Source organism: Blautia sp. NSJ-175, from assembly GCF_022867815.1.
In the GTDB taxonomy this organism is placed as follows: Bacteria; Bacillota; Clostridia; order Lachnospirales; family Lachnospiraceae; genus Blautia; species Blautia celeris.
The window spans coordinates 533,384-551,523 of the sequence record NZ_JALIFQ010000001.1 but is presented as its reverse complement, the minus strand read 5'-3'; the positions used below and the strand labels follow the sequence as shown (position 1 = coordinate 551,523).

The 18,140-nt window shown below is 47.7% G+C and carries 15 protein-coding genes; 5 read left to right on the top strand and 10 right to left on the bottom strand.

What is annotated here, in order from left to right:
- Positions 1–132: 132 nt before the first annotated feature.
- The 10 genes from MUB35_RS02530 to MUB35_RS02485 all read right to left on the bottom strand — a co-directional run bounded on the left by MUB35_RS02530 (position 133) and on the right by MUB35_RS02485 (position 13,662).
- The gene (locus MUB35_RS02530; protein ID WP_033144227.1) at positions 133–1,152 is read right to left on the bottom strand and encodes a Gfo/Idh/MocA family protein; all 1,020 of its coding nucleotides are present in this window, start codon (positions 1,150–1,152) and stop codon (positions 133–135) included.
- Between the two features lie 66 nt (positions 1,153–1,218).
- A complete protein-coding gene (locus tag MUB35_RS02525) occupies positions 1,219–1,830 on the bottom strand; it encodes a cytidylate kinase-like family protein (RefSeq protein ID WP_033144226.1) in 612 nt (203 codons plus the stop codon).
- A gap of 3 nt (positions 1,831–1,833) precedes the next feature.
- Positions 1,834–3,225, bottom strand: coding sequence for an MFS transporter (locus MUB35_RS02520; protein WP_033144225.1), 1,392 nt, complete (start codon positions 3,223–3,225; stop codon positions 1,834–1,836).
- A 199-nt stretch (positions 3,226–3,424) separates the two neighbouring features.
- The gene (locus MUB35_RS02515; RefSeq protein ID WP_033144224.1) at positions 3,425–4,360 is read right to left on the bottom strand and encodes a substrate-binding domain-containing protein; all 936 of its coding nucleotides are present in this window, start codon (positions 4,358–4,360) and stop codon (positions 3,425–3,427) included.
- Positions 4,361–5,353: 993 nt separating this feature from the next.
- Positions 5,354–6,505 (bottom strand): iron-containing alcohol dehydrogenase, encoded by a 1,152-nt coding sequence (locus tag MUB35_RS02510; RefSeq protein WP_033143022.1) that lies wholly within the window; start codon positions 6,503–6,505, stop codon positions 5,354–5,356.
- Positions 6,506–6,557: 52 nt separating this feature from the next.
- Entirely contained in the window at positions 6,558–7,343 is a 786-nt protein-coding gene (locus MUB35_RS02505; protein ID WP_054353254.1) for a 5-deoxy-glucuronate isomerase, read from the bottom strand.
- Between the two features lie 181 nt (positions 7,344–7,524).
- Positions 7,525–9,456 (bottom strand): 3D-(3,5/4)-trihydroxycyclohexane-1,2-dione acylhydrolase (decyclizing), encoded by a 1,932-nt coding sequence (gene iolD / locus MUB35_RS02500; protein ID WP_103732583.1) that lies wholly within the window; start codon positions 9,454–9,456, stop codon positions 7,525–7,527.
- Positions 9,457–9,636: 180 nt separating this feature from the next.
- A complete protein-coding gene (gene iolC / locus MUB35_RS02495) occupies positions 9,637–10,671 on the bottom strand; it encodes a 5-dehydro-2-deoxygluconokinase (protein ID WP_033143019.1) in 1,035 nt (344 codons plus the stop codon).
- Positions 10,672–11,042: 371 nt separating this feature from the next.
- The gene (locus MUB35_RS02490; RefSeq protein WP_033143018.1) at positions 11,043–12,080 is read right to left on the bottom strand and encodes a LacI family DNA-binding transcriptional regulator; all 1,038 of its coding nucleotides are present in this window, start codon (positions 12,078–12,080) and stop codon (positions 11,043–11,045) included.
- Positions 12,081–12,204: 124 nt separating this feature from the next.
- Positions 12,205–13,662 carry a PucR family transcriptional regulator gene (locus tag MUB35_RS02485; protein ID WP_244805722.1) on the bottom strand — a complete coding sequence of 486 codons (1,458 nt, stop codon included), beginning with the start codon at positions 13,660–13,662 and terminating at the stop codon, positions 12,205–12,207.
- Between the two features lie 256 nt (positions 13,663–13,918).
- On the opposite strand from MUB35_RS02485, the gene MUB35_RS02480 reads away from it, so the two are divergent.
- The 5 genes from MUB35_RS02480 (at position 13,919) to MUB35_RS02460 (ending at position 18,110) form a co-directional block, all read left to right on the top strand.
- Positions 13,919–14,530 carry a GTP-binding protein gene (locus MUB35_RS02480; protein ID WP_033143016.1) on the top strand — a complete coding sequence of 204 codons (612 nt, stop codon included), beginning with the start codon at positions 13,919–13,921 and terminating at the stop codon, positions 14,528–14,530.
- Entirely contained in the window at positions 14,523–14,969 is a 447-nt protein-coding gene (locus tag MUB35_RS02475; RefSeq protein ID WP_054353260.1) for a hypothetical protein, read from the top strand. The genes MUB35_RS02480 and MUB35_RS02475 overlap by 8 nt, the downstream gene beginning before the upstream one ends.
- Before the next feature lie 19 nt (positions 14,970–14,988).
- Positions 14,989–16,179, top strand: coding sequence for an MFS transporter (locus tag MUB35_RS02470; RefSeq protein WP_033143014.1), 1,191 nt, complete (start codon positions 14,989–14,991; stop codon positions 16,177–16,179).
- 47 nt (positions 16,180–16,226) lie between these two features.
- Positions 16,227–17,231, top strand: coding sequence for a uroporphyrinogen decarboxylase family protein (locus MUB35_RS02465; protein ID WP_052099651.1), 1,005 nt, complete (start codon positions 16,227–16,229; stop codon positions 17,229–17,231).
- A 120-nt stretch (positions 17,232–17,351) separates the two neighbouring features.
- Positions 17,352–18,110, top strand: a complete 759-nt coding sequence (locus MUB35_RS02460; protein WP_033143013.1) for a polysaccharide deacetylase family protein — start codon at positions 17,352–17,354, stop codon at positions 18,108–18,110.
- The last annotated feature ends 30 nt before the right edge of the window (positions 18,111–18,140 follow it).

Here is an 18,140-nt window from a genome sequence, read left to right as displayed (position 1 = left end):
CGTGCCCAGCAACACGCTTCGCGGGACAGTGGCGTGTGAACAGTAACAAAAGAATAACAGAAGTGTGCCGCTAAAAAAGCAGCACACTTCCGGTCTATAGAGGTCTTCCTGTAAACAATATAGGAATACGGATCAATATTCGATTTTAACAATACCGCCTTTTTTCCATGCTTCTGTGGTAGCGAAACCAATCTGGGTAGATTTTGTTCCGTCGTATACAGTCACTTCCGGTTTTCTTCCGGATTCTACACAGTTGATAAACTCCTGCATCTCAAGCTGGTAGGACTCTGCGAATCGCTCCGGGAACCCGCTTACACATTCAACCACTGCACCGTTCTTGTCGTAGATCATGCACAGATTCTTCTCCGGAACCGGACTGATACGCAGGGAGCCTTCGGTACCGATGATCTCTGTCTCAACATGGTAACCATGAGCTGCAGTACGTCCCACATGTACAAATCCCAGTGCGCCGTTTTCACAGCGGTACATAGCTACACCTGTCTCGTCATCCCCTGCTTCTTTGAATTCCGGATGTTTGAAGGTCGCGCCTGCAGCGTAAACTTCAACAGGGTCGGAACCTAAGAACCATCTCATCAGGTCAATATCATGAATCGCCATGTCAATGAAGATACCGCCGCTGGTAGCCGCGAACTTGATGGCGCCCTCCACCAGTGCTTCCGGGTCAATCCCTGTTGCCTTTACCATGTAAGGAGTTCCGATTGCGCCCTCCTCGATTTTCTTCTTTGCATACGCATAGGATGGGTCAAAGCGGCGCATAAATCCCAGGAAAAATGCCAGCTCCGGATGACGCTCAACAGCTTCCTCTGCCAGCTTACATTCCTCCACCGTAACACCAAGGGGTTTGTCGGAGAAAACGTGCTTTCCTGCGTCAAGAGCTGCCGCGATCTGCCAGCAGTGCTCACCGCTTGTAGTTACGATAGCCACAGCATCAATGTCTGCCTTTTCCAGCATTTCACGGTAATCAGAGTAAACATCCTGGACACCCAGTTCCTTCTTTGCATATTCCAGCTCTGCCGGCATGATGGAGCAGGCCGCTGTCAGCTCTGCATTCGGAATCTTGAATGCGATGTTGTTTGCGTGTACTTTACCTAATCTTCCTAAACCTGCGATACCTACTTTTACTTTTTTCATGTTTTTACCTCTTTCTTGATAATTAAATAATTGAAATTTATATTGAAATTTACAGCAACACATATATCACTCAGACTGACAGCTTGTCACATAATCCCAAATCAGGTCTGCTGCCTTCTGTACGGAAAATCTGCTTGTGTTGATCATCAGATCATAGTTCAGAGGGTCTCCCCACTTCTGTCCTGTATAATAGTTATAGTAACGCTCACGTGTCTTATTCTCTTTTTCCAGTTCCTTTATGGATTTGTTCCCGTAAAATTCCTTTGCCCGCTCTCTTCGGAATTCCTCATCTGCGTAGATGAAGAAATTGTAGCATTCCGGAAATTCTTTTAAAACCACGTCCGCACATCTTCCCAAAAATACAGCGCTCTCCTTCTCCGCGATCCTGCGGATAACTTTTGCCTGTTCCCGATACATTTTATTATAGGAAGGAATGGATTCATATCCCAGGGAATTCACACCCTCCATAAAGGAACCCATGCTGTTATCCGGCATTTTATAAGACATATCCAAAATGGTATCCATATCCATGTCTGAATCGCCCAACTTCTCTGCTGCCAGGTACAGAATCTGTCTGTCATAGCAGCGGGTCTCCATTTTCTTTGCAAGCAGCTCTGCAATTTCCTTGCCGCCGCTGCCATACTGACGGCTGATGGTAATCAATGTACGTTCTTTCATATCTTATAACTCCCCTCTTGACTCACGTTCGATCAACTCTTTCATAATATCCGGGTACATCCTATCTAATTTGTACAGAGCAAGTGTGATAAATGCCACTGCTGCAATAAGAATCGGTCCGAATTTATAAATATTTACGATCATGTTAAGTGCTGTTTCCGGCTGGGCTGCGGTTCCCACAGAGGAGCTTACATAACCTGCCAGGGAGAGAAGCCCTGTCATAGCTGCAGATGCAAGACCTGCGCCTACCTTTGTTCCGATAGAACCGCCGGCAAAAATAAGGCTTTCCTGTCTGATGTGTGTTTTCCACTGTCCGAATTCCACTACATCACCTACCATACCGAATACAACCGCATTCAGCGGAGCCAGGCCGATGGCACGTGCCACACAGCTCATTACCATCCACGGGAAGCTGTATGGATTTAAGAAGAACAGAAGCTGTCCTGCCAGCGCGATCAGTGAACCCACAAGAGCAATATTACGTTTTCCGAATTTACGAATCAGCGGTGTACAGGCGAAGATGCCTGCTACCAGTGTCAGTGTCTCTGTCAGAAAAAGAGCACTGTACATCCATGTATCATTTCCGAATATGTATTTGCAGTAGTACGGTAAAATGGTTCCTGAGATACCGAAGGAAACGCTCTGTACCATCCATAATACCAGAACTGCCCAGAAATACTGGTTTTTAAAAAGTGCTGCAAATCCTTTTCCAAGGGGTACTTTCTCTGCTTTTTCCTTTGCCTCGATCCTTACGGTCTCTTCACATTTGAAGAAGCATACCAGAAGAAGAATCAGTGCCAGCACTGCCCAGATGGACATGGTCTTAACCCATGCTGCCTGATCATCTCCGAAAAGTTTAACGATTGGAAGTGTACAGGTGGCTGCAATGATCTTACCGATGGGAGAGAGTCCCATTCTCACAACACTCAGCATATCTCTCTCAGAAGAAACCCTGGTCATCATGGCTGAGAGGCTTCCGTAAGGAAGATTGATGGCTGTATAACATACAGTTGTACAGAAATTATAAGTTACAAACAGATAAAGGAACTGAAGCATTCCTGTGGTATGCGGCACTGTAAACAGCAGAACTGCTGACAATGCGAAGGGTACGCTCATCCAGAGGATCCACGGTCTTGATTTTCCCCATTTGGAATTGGTACGCTCTACGATAACACCCATGATAAGGTCAGACACACCGTCAAAAAGCCTTGACAGCAGCATCATCAGGCCTACAGTAGCCGGGCTGATTCCCACATAGTCTGTGTAGAACAGAGTAAGCAGCGTGCCGATCATTCCGAACACAACGTTGCACGCCACATCACCGCTGGCATAAGACAGTCTGGTTCCCCACGACAGCTTTCCTCCGGTTATTTTCTGTGCTAATTCTTTTCCCATTTTGTTTCCCTGCCTTTCTTTGAATCATCCTTTTGATGATTTTATTTTACCTTTTTGCAGGGAAAATCCTAGTAATAGAAATTTTAGATTCCATAGTTTTATTTTTACGTGTTTTCCTGTGGCATTCTAAAAATATTGCTATTTTTGGGTACAAATCAGCAGCCAACCGGAAGACAGGGATTATTTTTTGATTTTTGTGTCATTTTTTTAGGTTCTGATAATCTTCCACGTTTTCCCGGGTCAAAATTTGTGTATCCAAAATCTTTTCACGGTCCTGTTTGATTCCTTTTTTATCATTCACTATATATTTCACGGTCTCATATCCAATCTCATAGCCGGACTGGGCTCCCAGCACAGTGATGCGCCCTTCCTCCACTGCCCGGATCGCGTCCTCCTGGTCATCCAGGGTAGCTATGGCAATGCCGCTCCCCCTGGTAGCTTCCGCAAGTCCCAGGGCAGTGACGGCACTGGTGGTCATAATCCCATCCAGATTCGGATAATTGGCCTGGATCTCCTCCATCTCCTGCTCCGATACGCGCAGGTTGCTGTATCCGCTCTTCTCCACCTCTATATGGATATCCGGTTCCTGCTCCATGTATTTTTCAAATCCGGCGATCCGTTTCTCATGGGATGTCTGCTGCCTGCTGCCCGCAATGATGGCAATGTTCCCCTTGTGCTCCATCTTATCAGCCAGCACTCTGGCAAGCTCATACCCTACCGTCTCATTGTCAATGCCTATGTAGGGGACCTCCACATCCGCGATAGGGGTGTCATAGGCATACACCGGAATCCCCATTTCCAGGGCCTGGGCATAGTAATCCTGATTATCGTAAGAATCAATGGGGGATACCGCCAGGGCATCCACCTGCATTTTCAGCAGGTCCTGTATCATTTTTTTCTGTATTTTTTTGTCGGTCTCCGTATCCGGGGACAAAATGACTGTCTTCACGTTCCTCTCTTTGGCAGCCTTCTCCATACCTGCATTGACAGACATCCAGTATTCGCTGTTCCTGGATTTTGTCACGACCCCGATAATGAACTCCTGCTCCGGTTCCCGCACATCCCTGCCGGCACAGCCGCTGATGCATAAAAGGCTGAGAGCTGCCAGAAAAAGCTTTGTTATACTCTTTCGCATTCCACATTCCCTCATAATTGTTTTGTTTTCAGTTTATCATTTTCGCCAAGTAGTTACAAGATGGCAATGTTTTTTGGATGGTGGCTTGTTTTTTGTGGGGTGGCTGGTATGGGGACAGCCTCATGGAGCGGGCGGGGTGGGATAGCTGGTATGGGGACGGCCCGGTGGAGCGGGCGGGGGTCTCCTGTGGAAGCCAGCTTCGTTCCCCTTCAACTAATCGCTAACTGCGACTAAGACGCTCAGTAAAGACTTCGCGCCTAAGTCTTAGTAAGCGATGGATTTTCAGGCTCTCTACCGCAATGTCTTCCACAGGAGACCCCCGCCCGCTCCACCAGTCCTGACATTCTATAGCGAAAAAATCCCTCTATCCGATACTGTTTGCTCTCAGAACAGAAAAGAAAACTCTTTTCCCTATACTGATTCTCTTTCGGAAAACAAAAAAACCTTATAACCCTTGAACTAGCAGAATAATTACGGGTATCCGCCCATCAACAACCGCTTTACGATTGGGCGAATACCTGCCGCTGCTATGCTTATACATAATCTGCCCAATAAATACACTGACCTGACGGAACACTGACACACTTTTCTCACAAAAGAATCAACTTTTTCTACACCGCAAAGTTTTAACTACTTCAACCTTTTCCAAATACTTTAGCACTAAAAACTACTATAACTAACGGGGACGCCGAAGAACAGGAAGTGGATGGAAGCGGGCCGGGGAAGGGATATGCCTGGGAGCGATGTCTCAGTGGAGCGCCGGGGAGATCCACCTGCCCCAGTTACTTAATGAAGAGGCCATTGCCGATGAATTTAGTAAATGGGAGCAGGTTAGCTCCCCGGCAGCGGAACGCTTCGCTCCCAGGCATATCCCTTCCCCGGGCCGCTTCCATCCACTTCCGTCCGCCTTCTGATCCACCTTCATCTCACACAAAAAAACCCCAGAACCGACAATCCATCGGTCCCGGAGCTTCACCACCTTACGGAATCAAATTACCACAGATTTCTATAAATCTGTTTCACATCATCCTCCGTAACTTCTCTCATCGTATTCTGCGGACTACCACTGTCCATGGCATCGAACGCCATCTTATCAATCACCTTAAAGAACTCATCCTTATCAATACCAAATTCACCCAATGTAGGTGTCTCCAGCTCTTTTGTAATAGCTTCCACTGCTGCAAGGAACTTCTCACTTGCCTCTTTATCGGAATCTGTATCCACTGCAACACCCACTGCGCGTCCCAGGTCTGCAAAGCGGTCATATGCCCCTTCCAGAGCAAAGGTCAGGCATTCTTTCAGCAGCATGGCATTGGAAAGGCCGTGAGCTACATGGAACAGAGCGCCGATCGGACGGCTCATTCCGTGAATGATGGTGACAGATGCATTGTTAAATGCAATACCAGCCTCCAGAGCAGCTACGGACATCTGTACTCTGGCCTCCTCATTGCTGCCGTCCTTGAATGCAGCCGGCAGATATTTGAAGATACGTTTTACTGCTGACATGGCAAATGTATCGGAAAGTGTCTGTGCTTTTCTGGATGTGTATGCCTCCACTGCGTGGCATAAAGCATCGAGACCTGTGGCTGCTGTGATTTTAGGCGGTGCCGTCATGGTGAACTGCGGATCAATGATCGCCAGGCTTGGCATCAGGACTTTGCCCTTTAACAGCATTTTGATATTTTTCTTTGTATCTGTGATGATCGTAAACTGTGTTGCCTCGGAACCTGTTCCGGCTGTGGTCGGAATCGCTACCATAGGAGGCATCTCCACATCAATCACTTTGCCCATGTAATCGGAAATACATCCGCCGTTTATAACCAGAGAACCGATGGCTTTCATGGAGTCAATGGGGCTTCCTCCGCCCAGAGCCACTAAAAAGTCACAGCCTTCCTCTTTGTATAATTTCAGGCCGTTTTCAATCATGGTATCTGTGGGCTCGCCTACGATCTCAGAGTAAATGGCATATTCTACTCCCTGGTTTTTCAGGGCTGCCTCAACTTTTGCGCAGTTTCCCAACTGAATCATCACTTTATCTGTAACAATAAGGGCCTTTTTTCCAAGTCCTTTTAATACTTCCTCTGCCATATTTAATGCGCCTGAACCGGAAATGATCTGACCCGGTACGATAAATTCTCTTGCCATAATCGTGTTCTCCTTTTTCTTTTCTATATTTTATGAAATGTCTGTTTGAATACTAAAATTCTGCGTCGTGCAGCCAGGTATACCGCTCGTCTTCACAGCGGTCTGTCTGCAGCCACGGATTACCCTCAATGTGGCGGATCATCCAGCAGGTGTACATCTGAAAGCCGGGAGCCACTGCCTGGGGATGCAGTTCACCACCCGGGATCGCTGAAAAGCTTCCGTCTGTGCTTTTGAAAACCTGGTCACCCACAAAGCTGGCACCAAAGCCTTCCGGACGGTCGAACATAAAGTAATAAGTCTCCGGCTGCGGATGTCTGTGAGGCAGATATCCTGACCAGTTTCCTCTGTCATTGAGAACCTCACCCAGAACCATGTTAGACCAGGGAGCGATATCATGGTCAAAGATGGTGTTGACTCTTCTCTTGGCAACATTTCCGAATTTGCCCTTGCAGGAATAACCCCAGGGAGCATCCTCCGGTTTGTATAATTTTGCTGCAAACTCTGTATCATTCTTTGTACACTGTACTAAAATCTCGGAATCTGCCTCTGCAGTTACGCTGACTTCTGTTCCTGTACACACATGAACGCACCAGGGGCCTTCTGTAAATACATCTTTTCTGCTGACAGTCTCCTTGTTTCCATCCCATGCATAGGTGATGTTTCCGGAGAGCAGAAGTACAGCCAGCTCCTCCCCGTCCCTTTTGAATGATCTTGTCTCACCGGCTTTCATGCGGTAAACACGGATGTCCATCATCATGTCTTTATATTCGTTGTCATAGGTTGTCAGAATCTTTTCACCGTTTGCGTCAAATTCCGGGTATCCGAACACTTTTCCCATATCTAAATATCCTCCTTGTCTTGTATGCTGTTATCCTGCCATAGCCGGGATAACCGGCTGCAGCATCTGGTTTTGCCGCACCGGCCCGATTTCCCTGCACTGCCGCAGACATTCCGTTCAGGGAATGGAGGGCTGTGCCAAGGGCGGATGGGTCCGTGCGGCATCCTGTGTTTATATAAAATTAATAAGCTCTGGACTCATTACGTCCTGTCATAACGCCTTCGCATGCTTTCTTTACACTGTCCTTGTCAGAAGTTGTGGCAATACCCACATTCCACCAGGATTCATAACCGTCTGTCATGGTTTTCGGAATTACCTTCAGATCAAAGAGACAGGCAATATCCTGTTTCTTCGCATCCTCAAGAGCGGCAACCAGTTCAGCGATGGTCCTGCAGGTATACGTCTTCAGGCCATAGCCCTCGCCGATTTTTGCGTAGTCTACAGGAATCAGGTCCCCGGTCGGTTTCTTGCCATCTGTATAACGGAACTCTGTGGCAATACTGCCGATACCGTGATTCATTTCCAGATTGTTAATGCAGCCGAATCCGCAGTTATCGAATACCAGGATGTTTACTTTCTTTCTCTCCTGCATGATCGTCATTATCTCGCTGTGAAGCATCTGGAAACTGGAGTCTCCTACCACACAGTATACTTCATTGTCCGGCTCAGCAAATTTTACGCCCAGAGTGGCAGCCACTTCGTAGCCCATGCAGGAATAGCCGTACTCTGCATGATATCCGCCTCTCTTGTCTGTTTTCCACATACGCTGCATACAGCTTGGCAGGGAACCGCCTGCTGTGATGATGGTAGCGTCCTTGTCAATCGTTTTATTGATAGCAGCCAGTGCTGCAGTCTGTGTGATCTTACCATTTGTGAGTTTTACGAACTCAGGAACGGTTCTCGGGTCTCTGGCCTTGATGATCGGTTCAAAGTCATCACCTGTGTATTCGATTCCGGCCAGGCGGTCCCACTCTTTGTCCCATGCTTCTTTGGCAGCTTCGATTTCTCCGTTGTAGGAAGAAACATATCCTTTGGCACGCAGCTTCTCTGCCAGAGCTTCCACTGTCACTTTCGCGTCACCGATGGCTTTTACAGCGTCCATCTTGTATGCATGGTATCTGTTGTTGTTGATGGTCACGAATTTCACGTCTTCATTTCTGAATAAATGTTTGGAGCTTGTTGTGAAGTCGGAAAGTCTGGAGCCTACTGCTATCACCACATCCGCGTCTTTTGCAATGACATTGGATGCCAGGGTTCCTGTCACACCGATACCGCCCAGGCAGTAAGGGTTGCTGGTCTGGCACGCACTTTTCCCTGCCTGGCTCTCGCCAAAGGGAATGTGAAACTCCTCACAGAATTTTTCAACGGTCTCGCCGGCTTCTGAATATTTCACACCGCCGCCTACGATAAGCAGTGGTCTCTTTGCTTTTGCAATGATTTCGGCTATATCTTCCAGCTCTTCTTCCACAGCCACCGGACGGGTGATCCTGTGTACGCGTTTCTCGAAGAAATAATCCGGGTAATCATAAGATTCCCCTTCCACATCCTGAGGAAGTGCGATACAGCATGCACCTGTCTCTGACGGGTCTGTCAGCACGCGCATTGCGTTGATCAGCGCTGTCATAAGCTGCTCCGGACGGGTGATTCTGTCCCAGTATTTGCAGACCGGCTTGAACGCATCGTTTGTTGTGGTAGCCAGGCTGCTGCTCTGCTCTAACTGCTGCAGAACCGGGTCAGGCTGTCTGGATGCAAATGTATCTGCCGGAAATACAAGAAGCGGAATATTATTTACAGTTGCTGTGGCACAGGCAGTTACCATATTGGCAGCTCCCGGTCCTACGGATGAAGCACAGGGAATGATGCTCTTTCTGTTGTTCTGTTTTGCAAATGCTGTTGCCACATGGCACATACCCTGCTCATTTCTTCCCTGCATAACTCTTAACTGTCCCGGATTGGTATCCAGTGCCTCTCCCAGGCCTACTGCAATGCCGTGTCCGAAAATGGTGAAGAAACCTTCCACGAATTTTGTTTCCACACCGTCCATGGATACATACTGATTATCTAAAAACTTAACGATAGCCTGTGCAACCGTCATTCTTGTTGTCTTTGCCATGATTAATCTCCTTTCATATACCGGGCAGGCGCTGCCTGCCACATGGGCGAGGGGGGAAACTCCCGGCCCGCCCCGCAGTCAGTGTTTATGTTAGTATCTATGTCAACGGTTGTCTGTAACCGCTATGACGCTGCGTTTCCGTACGGTCAGCGCAGTAAGTGCGCAGACCTGTCAAAACCATTATACTCTTGCGATCATTTCGCCGAATTTTTCTTTTTCCTCTTTGATGAATGCGTGCACTGCATCCGGTCCCGGAAGGGAATCGGAACAGTTGTTGCTTCTGACCATCATGGAAGCCTCTGCGGAACCGAATTCCAGACAGTCGATCACTTCCCATCCCTGATACAGTCCGTATAAGAAGCCTGAACCGTATCCGTCGCCGCCGCCGAAGCCTTTTCTTGCGTCAACCGGGAACGGTTTGATGGAGTATTTCTGTCCGTCACAGGTGTAAGCGGTGGAGCCCTTCATGCCGTGTTTGATCACAACGATCTTGGCGTTGTAGCTCTGCCACAGGGCTGCGGATTCTTCATCTGTCATGCCCGGCTGGATCAGCTTCTCAGTCAGGTCAAACTCTTCTCTTGAGCCCATGATGATGTCTGCTTCTTTTGCTACCATGGAATAGTAGATTGCGATCTCATCACTGTTCTTCCAGTTATACTCTCTGTAGTCAATGTCAAAGATGATCTTCGTATTATTTTTCTTTGCCAGCAGAACGGCTTTGATGGCTGCTTCTCTTGATGGACTCTCAGCCAGCGCTGTTCCGGAGATCAGGATTGCCTTTGTCTGTTTTATGTATTCCTCATCAATGTCATCCACATGAAGCTGTAAATCAGCGATGCAGTTTCTGTACATCAGAATGCTGCTTTCCTTTGGTGACAGCATCTCGGTAAATGTCAGGCCCAGCTTCTCGCCGCCGGTGCATTTTGTGATGTGTGAGGTATCAATACCCTGCTCATCAAAATAATCCACTACATACTCGCCAAACTGGTCATCGGAAACCTTTCCCAGGAATCCTGCTTTCATGCCGTGTCTTGTAACACCTACAGCGATGTTGGCCGGTGAACCGCCTACGAACTTCTCAAACATATGCACTTTTTTCAGAGGTTTAAACTCCTCTTTCACCTGGTCATTGTAAGCCGGGTTAAAGTCGATTGCCACACGGCCCAGTAAAACCAAATCCATTGGTCTGCTCTGATCAAATTCTACATACTTCATAAAAACTTTCCTCCTGTTTTTTTCATCCATGTTTGCGTGCTTTTTATTTATGTGTGCGTTTTACGTGCTTTCCTTTTGTGCTTTTATAGTATCACACGCACATTAAATGTGCAAGCACTTTTTTTATTTTCACAACCTTTCTATTTTGTGCACAATTTTAAGAGTTGGTTTTGTAGCATTTTCACAATAATATATGCGTGCTTTTCATTGTGTGCTTTTTAGGCAGCAAATCCGGCAGGGCGTTATATCCGATAAGGCGTTATATCCGACAAGGCGCATACCATGGCTGCTCTGTTTTATCTTCCTATGTAACGCAAAAAGAGTCCGGTTTCCCGGACTCCCGTTCCCGTCCCTGCCGCAGCACGGACCTGTTACAGATTATATTTTGTCTTTATATTGATCTCTGTATACATATATTCTTTTTCCGGCATTCTTCCTCTTCTCAGCATATCAGACAGAATGGAAAGCGCCCGGTACCCCTGGTCGTATCCCTCCTGGTCAATGAGAAAGTCCACGGTGCCTTCCAGAAGCGCCTTCTCATTCTTTGGTGTCAGGTCATAGATGATCACATACGGACGCTTTTCCAGGCTCAGCTTGTCAAATGCCTTTCTGACTCCCGCCTGCCCGCCGGAGGCCACAAAGATGCCCTCCAGATCCGGGAATGCCGACATGGAGTTTACGATGATCTTCTCCACTTCATCTGTGTGGTCAAAACTGCTCTGCACCCCCACCAGATCCATTTCCGGAAAACTCTTCTTCAGTTCCTCCACAAAACCGTCCACCCTGCGGCTGCCGGCGCTGTTGGAAAAATATCCGGTGATAACCAGAACCTTTCCCTTGCCGCGCATCATCATCCCCATGAGTCCTGCTGCGGTCTGTCCGCTTTTCCAGTTGTCAAGGCCCACAAAGCAGCAGCGTTTTGTTCCCACAATATCGGAATTAAAAGTGACCACCGGTATGTTCTTCTCCTCGGTCAGCTCATTCAGCTTCACCCTCACCTTATCGCAGTCCACCGGCATCACAGCCAGCGCGTCCATGCCTTCCTCCTCCAGCTCTGTGATCGCACGCATCTGCTCTGCCTCATCCACAGAAGCGTTCTCTTTTATGAGCACTTCCACGCCCTGATCCGCCAGCTTTTTCGCCGCATCCCGGATTCCCTTGTTGACCTGGAGCATAAAGGAGGACTGGGATAGCTGTGTCACGACTCCGACACGCTTTCCCCTGCCGCTCTGTTTTCCTGTGCTGTCCGCCTTTTTCCTGTGTTTTGGCACATATCCGATCTCATCTGCGATCTGTTCTATTTTCTTAGCCACTTCGGGGTTGATCCTCCCCCGGTTGTTCAAAGCCCGGTCCACAGTTCCCCGTGACACCCCTGCCAGCTCCGCAATCTGTTGTATTGTCCCCGCCATAATCCGCCTCCGGAAATTTTTATAAGAATATTTCGCACGCAAAACACACGTTTTCCCAATATATAGCACGCGTTTTTTCTATTATATCCTTTTGCACGCTGTTTTACAAGCAGTATCTTTAAAATTAAGGCTGATTTTTATGCAGCATCTCATATAATTCCAATACCATGACAGAAAGCTGCATATAATTCCTGGTATAGGCGTCATCCAGATCGGATTCCAGAAACTCTTTTATTTTCCTGATTCTGTATAATAAGGTATTTCTATGAATATAGACATCCTGTGAGGTATTCAGTACGGAGCGCTCATGTTTCAGATAAGAGGAAAAGGTAGCAAACAGGCCGTCCTTCTCCTCCTGTTCCCTTAACCACAGTCTTCTCACATCCGGATGGCAGGCATACACCATATCCTCCATATCGCCTGACAGAAGGATATGGTCTGCTGCCGCCTTATAAAAATCAAAAATACGGTCTGTTTCCCCGGAAAACCATGTTTTCATATTCTGCGCAGATTTTGCCTGTCTGTATAAATGCCATACGTTATAAATCCCTTCCATCCAAAGACTCATGCTCACATCAGCCTCTGTCTGCTCCAACAGAAGCCGTACGCGTTCCCTCTTAAAGCTGCCGCATTTACTGAGATTCCATATGAGAACAAAAGCATTCTCACCGCCTACGATCCTGCTCTCCGGAAATATATTCATAATCGTAGTCCGCAGGACCTCTGCTGCCTTTGCCGACATTTCCGTTCTCTTTGGACACACCAGGACAATCTGGTATTCGTCTGAAACCTTCCAGCCGGCATAATCAAGTTTCCTTGCCAGCTTTTCATCATCCACGGCATCCCGGTTCAGAAGACTGAAGAATACAGAATTTTCAGCGTTCTTCTCCTTTTCTCCCTCCTTCTTTTCCAAATGCTGATGCATAATGTGCAGAAGCATCTCCAGTATCTGATAATCCCCGTAATTCAGCGGTCTTTCTTTTTCTATCACATTGATCCTCAGAAAAAATTCATTTTGGTTTATAAGGGCACCGGTGATTCCTTCACAGTTTAAAATAGTTCCTTTAAAATGAAACGGCAGTATTTTCTCATACTCAAAATCGTGGTCAGGATAGTAAGATTTCATATATTCCAGAGCCTGAATGGAGGAATAACCGTGGCGTGACAGATAGGCCCACTCCCTGTCCACGTCATTCTCCCCATACTGGGAACTCATCCCCAGAACCTTGCAGTCTGCATCAAACATGATCATAGGATTGTGGAAGACACGGAAACAGGCATCCACCAGGTCCTGATATGACCTCTGAAGCACCAGCTCCAGAATATTCTGCTGCCAGTCATCATAAAAGTCAAACACACTCTGGATGATATCAAAACCCTCCGCCAGATTCACATCCCGGAGCCTGATGCTGCCGGATTCCGCAGCGCATATGGTATCACTGCCCTCTGCATAGATATATGCACAGTCTGTGGCGTACACAAGTCTGGCACTTTTCAAGACCGGCGGGTCGCTGTCACTTAAATTTATCTCCATATCAAGAAAATATATCCTGTTCGCGATCATGTGCATACTTAACTTCATAAAGTTCCCCCCTTGTAATAAAACACGCTGTAGTACTAAAGTAAATCATACCATAAAACGTCAAAAAAATACATAATTCGACACAGACAATTAATTTGTGCTTATCACACCAAATGAGACCTCTATTTTTTCTGTTTTTTGTGCGCTCATCTCCTATTTTTATCTTTCAATTCATTTTATAATTCAATTAATTCAGAAATCTGTGTGCACAGTCTCTCGAATCATCTGCTTCTAATATAGAAAGAGGTGAATCATTATGAAAGTTTTGATCCTTGGAGGATTCCTTGGTTCCGGAAAGACCTCGCTCCTGCTGCAGCTTGCCTATTACATAACCGGACATGCCTTAAATGATAAAAAATATCAGGTTGTGATATTGGAAAATGAAGTCGGGGAGGAAGGCATTGATGACAAGCTGCTGCGGGGAAACGGATATCAGGTTGAAAACCTGTTTTCCGGATGTGCCTGCTGCACCTTGTCCGGCGAATTGCTGTCGACCGTCAGTAAGATTGAAAAAGAACTTCAGCCGGACTGGCTGATCCTGGAGACCACCGGCCTGGCCTATCCCCATCTGATCCAAAAAAACCTGGCTGACAGCATGGCCCTCTCCTCCAGAATCTGTATTGTGGCTGACGCTTCACGCTGGGAACGTCTCCTTGTACCGCTTCATGAACTGATCACAGGCCAGCTTATAAACGCGGATACCGTACTGATCAACAAGATGGACCTGGTCACACCGGATACGCTGAAAGCAGTCGAACGGCAGATACAGGATATGGGCAGGGTTCCAAAGATTTTCCGGACTTCTGCAAACCAGCCTGTTTCCCACTGTATTTGGGATTTTATACTGGAGGGTGATTCTTATGAATGAAATATCCCACGAAGCTACACACGGACATGACCACCACAGCCACACCCATGAGCATCACGAACACGCCTCCCAATCTCTGCGCAGGAATAACACGATCATCACTCTGAACGCCTATACACAGGATGAGGCCAGTGTTATTTCTCTGGAATGGAGCTCCTGCGAGGATGTAAAACAGACGGAGATCCTGCTGAAACAGCTCTTTAAAAACATTGCCCGGAATATCACCGAACAAAACGGCATCATAGGCCATATCAAAGCATCCATGGAGCGCAGTGAGGTCATTATGATATCCCTCACGGATACGGAAGCAATGAAAAAGGAGGCTCTGTCTCCAACCATAAAAATACATGCTGCAGTCATTGCCCTCTTCATAGATAAAAAGATCTTGACACAGATCGTAGAGTCTGCAATTGACAGCAGCCCCTTATTCTCCATCTGACCACAAGGGAGGAATCACTATGGCAGAAAAGAAAAAATACACTTTAATGAATACTGTGGCCGTGTTGTCTGTCAGTACCCTGTTATATCTGGCAACCATCAACGCGTCATCTCTGGCCTACATGGTCAAGGAATTTCCGCAGTATGATGTCACTACCGTAAAGCTGTTCTCCACCATCCCGTCCCTTATGATGATCGTCTGCTCTCTGATGTCCGGTAAGCTGATACAGATTTTTCCTATTAAGAAAATTGTGATCGGCTGTGCCTGTATTATGTTTGCTGCAGGTTTCGGAACTTATTTCGTATTTAATCTGCCGGCTATCCTTGTTATGAGGGTTATCTACGGCATGGGGTCAGGAACGGTTTTCCCGCTGGCCAACGCGATCATTCAGCAGTTGTATGAGGGCGAAGAAAAGGCCCGGCTTCTGGGGTTTCGAGCTGGGTTCGGTGCATTGTTCGGTGCTGCCGTCACTATGGTGGGCGGCTGGCTGACCTCCTTTGGATGGCGGCATGCCTTCTGGGGCTATCTGTTTGCAATCCCGGTTGCACTCCTGGTACTCTTTTTCTGCCCCTCCAATGAACCGATCAAAAAGGAACGCACCGCGGCAAATGCCGGAGAAAAAAAGTATACCAGAAAGACCTTCTATGTTCTCCTGTTTGCCATATTTTTTAACGCATGTATGATGTCATTTAATGTGGAACTGTCACTTGTCATAACCGGAGAGAGCATCGGAGGTGCCGGCCAGGTTTCTATGGTTGCATCTACCAATACTATATTTGCATTTATAGCCGGTCTGATCTTCGGAAGTCTGCACAAAAGGACACAGCGGTATATGGCTGTCATTTCCACAGGGCTTGTGGGACTGGCGCTGGCGATTCTTTGTTTTGCCCAGAATTTCGCCCTGTTTATTATGTGCGGAGCAATCTTCGGCCTGGGATTTGGCTTTTACAACCCCACTTACAACCTGCTCATTGCAGGGACAGCGGCAAAACCCAAATTCGGTTCCCAGGCGATCGCTGTGTATACAAGCTGTGTGGGGCTCGGACAGTTCCTCTCCCCTTATCTCATCAACGGTGTGAAAAATCTGCTGAACCTGAATGTTTTGAGGGCTGAATGGCGGATTACCGCAGTCTCCACACTTTGTCTGGTACTTGGCGCCACCATCTATATCGTAGTCACCGGCGGCAACAAGAAGACTTCCCGGGCCTGAACAAACGGATACTCTCTGTGCTTCATCTATAAGAAGGAGGTAATATTATGTTAACTGAAAAAGATAACTATCTGATGACTCTGCGCGGTGAAACCCCGGAATGGATACCAAGGCTTCTGATTCCGTCCCCGGGACATGCTCCGGCTACCGCCTGGGTTGGGCCCGGATTCCTGAACGCCCGCAAGACGCCTATGGGCGGCTTTGATATCTGGGGTGTGGAATACGTTGCCACAAAGGAAACCGGCTATATGTCCCTGCCTAAACCGGGCCGCTTCATACTGGACGACATCTGCCACTGGCGTGATGTCATCAAGGCTCCTGATATTTCACATATTGACTGGGAAACCATGGCGAAAAAGGATCTGGAGCGTGTTGACAGAACACAGACATCCGTGACTGCCACCATACATGTTGGATACTTCCAGCAGCTCATGAATTTTATGGGATTTACAGAAGGCCTCTGCGCCATGCTGGAGGAACCGGATGAAGTCATGGCGCTGTTTGAGTATATGAATCAGTTCTATCTCCAGATATGCAGCAAAGTCAGGGACTATTACAAACCGGATGTATGGGCGATCACAGACGATACGGCAACTGCAACCAATCCGTTTATCTCTGTGGAGATGTACCGGGAGATGATAAAACCCTTCCATGCAAGCGAAGCAAAATTCGCGCAGGAGGCCGGAATCCCCATTGATATGCACGACTGCGGCCGATGTGAGGATTTCATAGAAGACTGGCGTGACTTCGGCGTATGTGCCTGGAATCCCGCCCAGACCATGAATGACCTGGCAGGTATCAAGAAAAAATACGGAAACAGCCTGGTACTGGAAGGCTGCTGGGATTCCTCAGGCCCTGCAGGCTGGCCGGACACCTCCGAGGAGGTTGTCAGAGCTGAAGTCCGCAAATGTATTGATAACTTTGCGCCGGGAGGCGGCTTTGTATTCTGGGCCAGCACATACGGCGCACCGGATGACGAGGCGATCAAAGCAAAAGCACGCTGGATCACCGAGGAATATGATTCCTACGGAAGAAACTTCTACCGGAAATAATCCCCTGCTTTCAGGGCTGTGCGCGGTTCAGGCTGCGCACAGCCCTTTCCCTGTCTGCCGCGTTCTTTTTCTATCCCGGACGGCATATGATGTAAACAACATCTATTGCGGAGGTCTGCCATGTTAAAGAAACTTCTCAACACAGCCATAACACTGCTCTTCTGCGGTGCCCTCGTCCTCTGTGCCGTCACATATCTGCCCGGTGTCATCTCTGTCAGCAGCACAGTGGGAAGCCGTGAGCTCCCCATATACTGTGTACAAACTGACAAGCCCCAGATAGCCATCAGTTTTGATGCTGCCTGGGGCAATCAGGATACAGCCGCTCTTCTGGATATCCTGGCCAAACACCAGGTAAAGGCCACCTTTTTCATGACCGGCGGTTGGGTTTCCAGTTATCCTGATGATGTAAAAAAGATTTACGAGGCAGGACATGATCTGGGCAACCACAGCGAAAACCACAAATATATGACAAAGCTCAGCGATGAGGAGAAAACGCAGGAACTCATGTCCGTACACAACAAGGTCAAAGAGCTGACCGGCTATGACATGTTCCTGTTCCGCCCTCCTTACGGAGACTATGACAATGATGTGGTAAAAAATGCCCGTGCCAATCATTACTACCCCATACAGTGGGATGTGGATTCTCTCGACTGGAAGGATTACGGCGCTGATGATATCATCAAAAGGGTCACCGAAGATTCCCACCTGGGCAACGGCAGCATTATCCTCTGCCATAACGGTGCCAAATATACCAAAGACGCGCTGGATACTCTCATCACCACACTGCAGGACAAAGGCTATGAATTTGTCCCTGTCTCACAGCTTATCTACAAAGAAAATTACCATATGGACCATGAAGGTCGGCAGATACCGGACTGAAAGAAAGACGGCGTATAGTCATAGAAATGT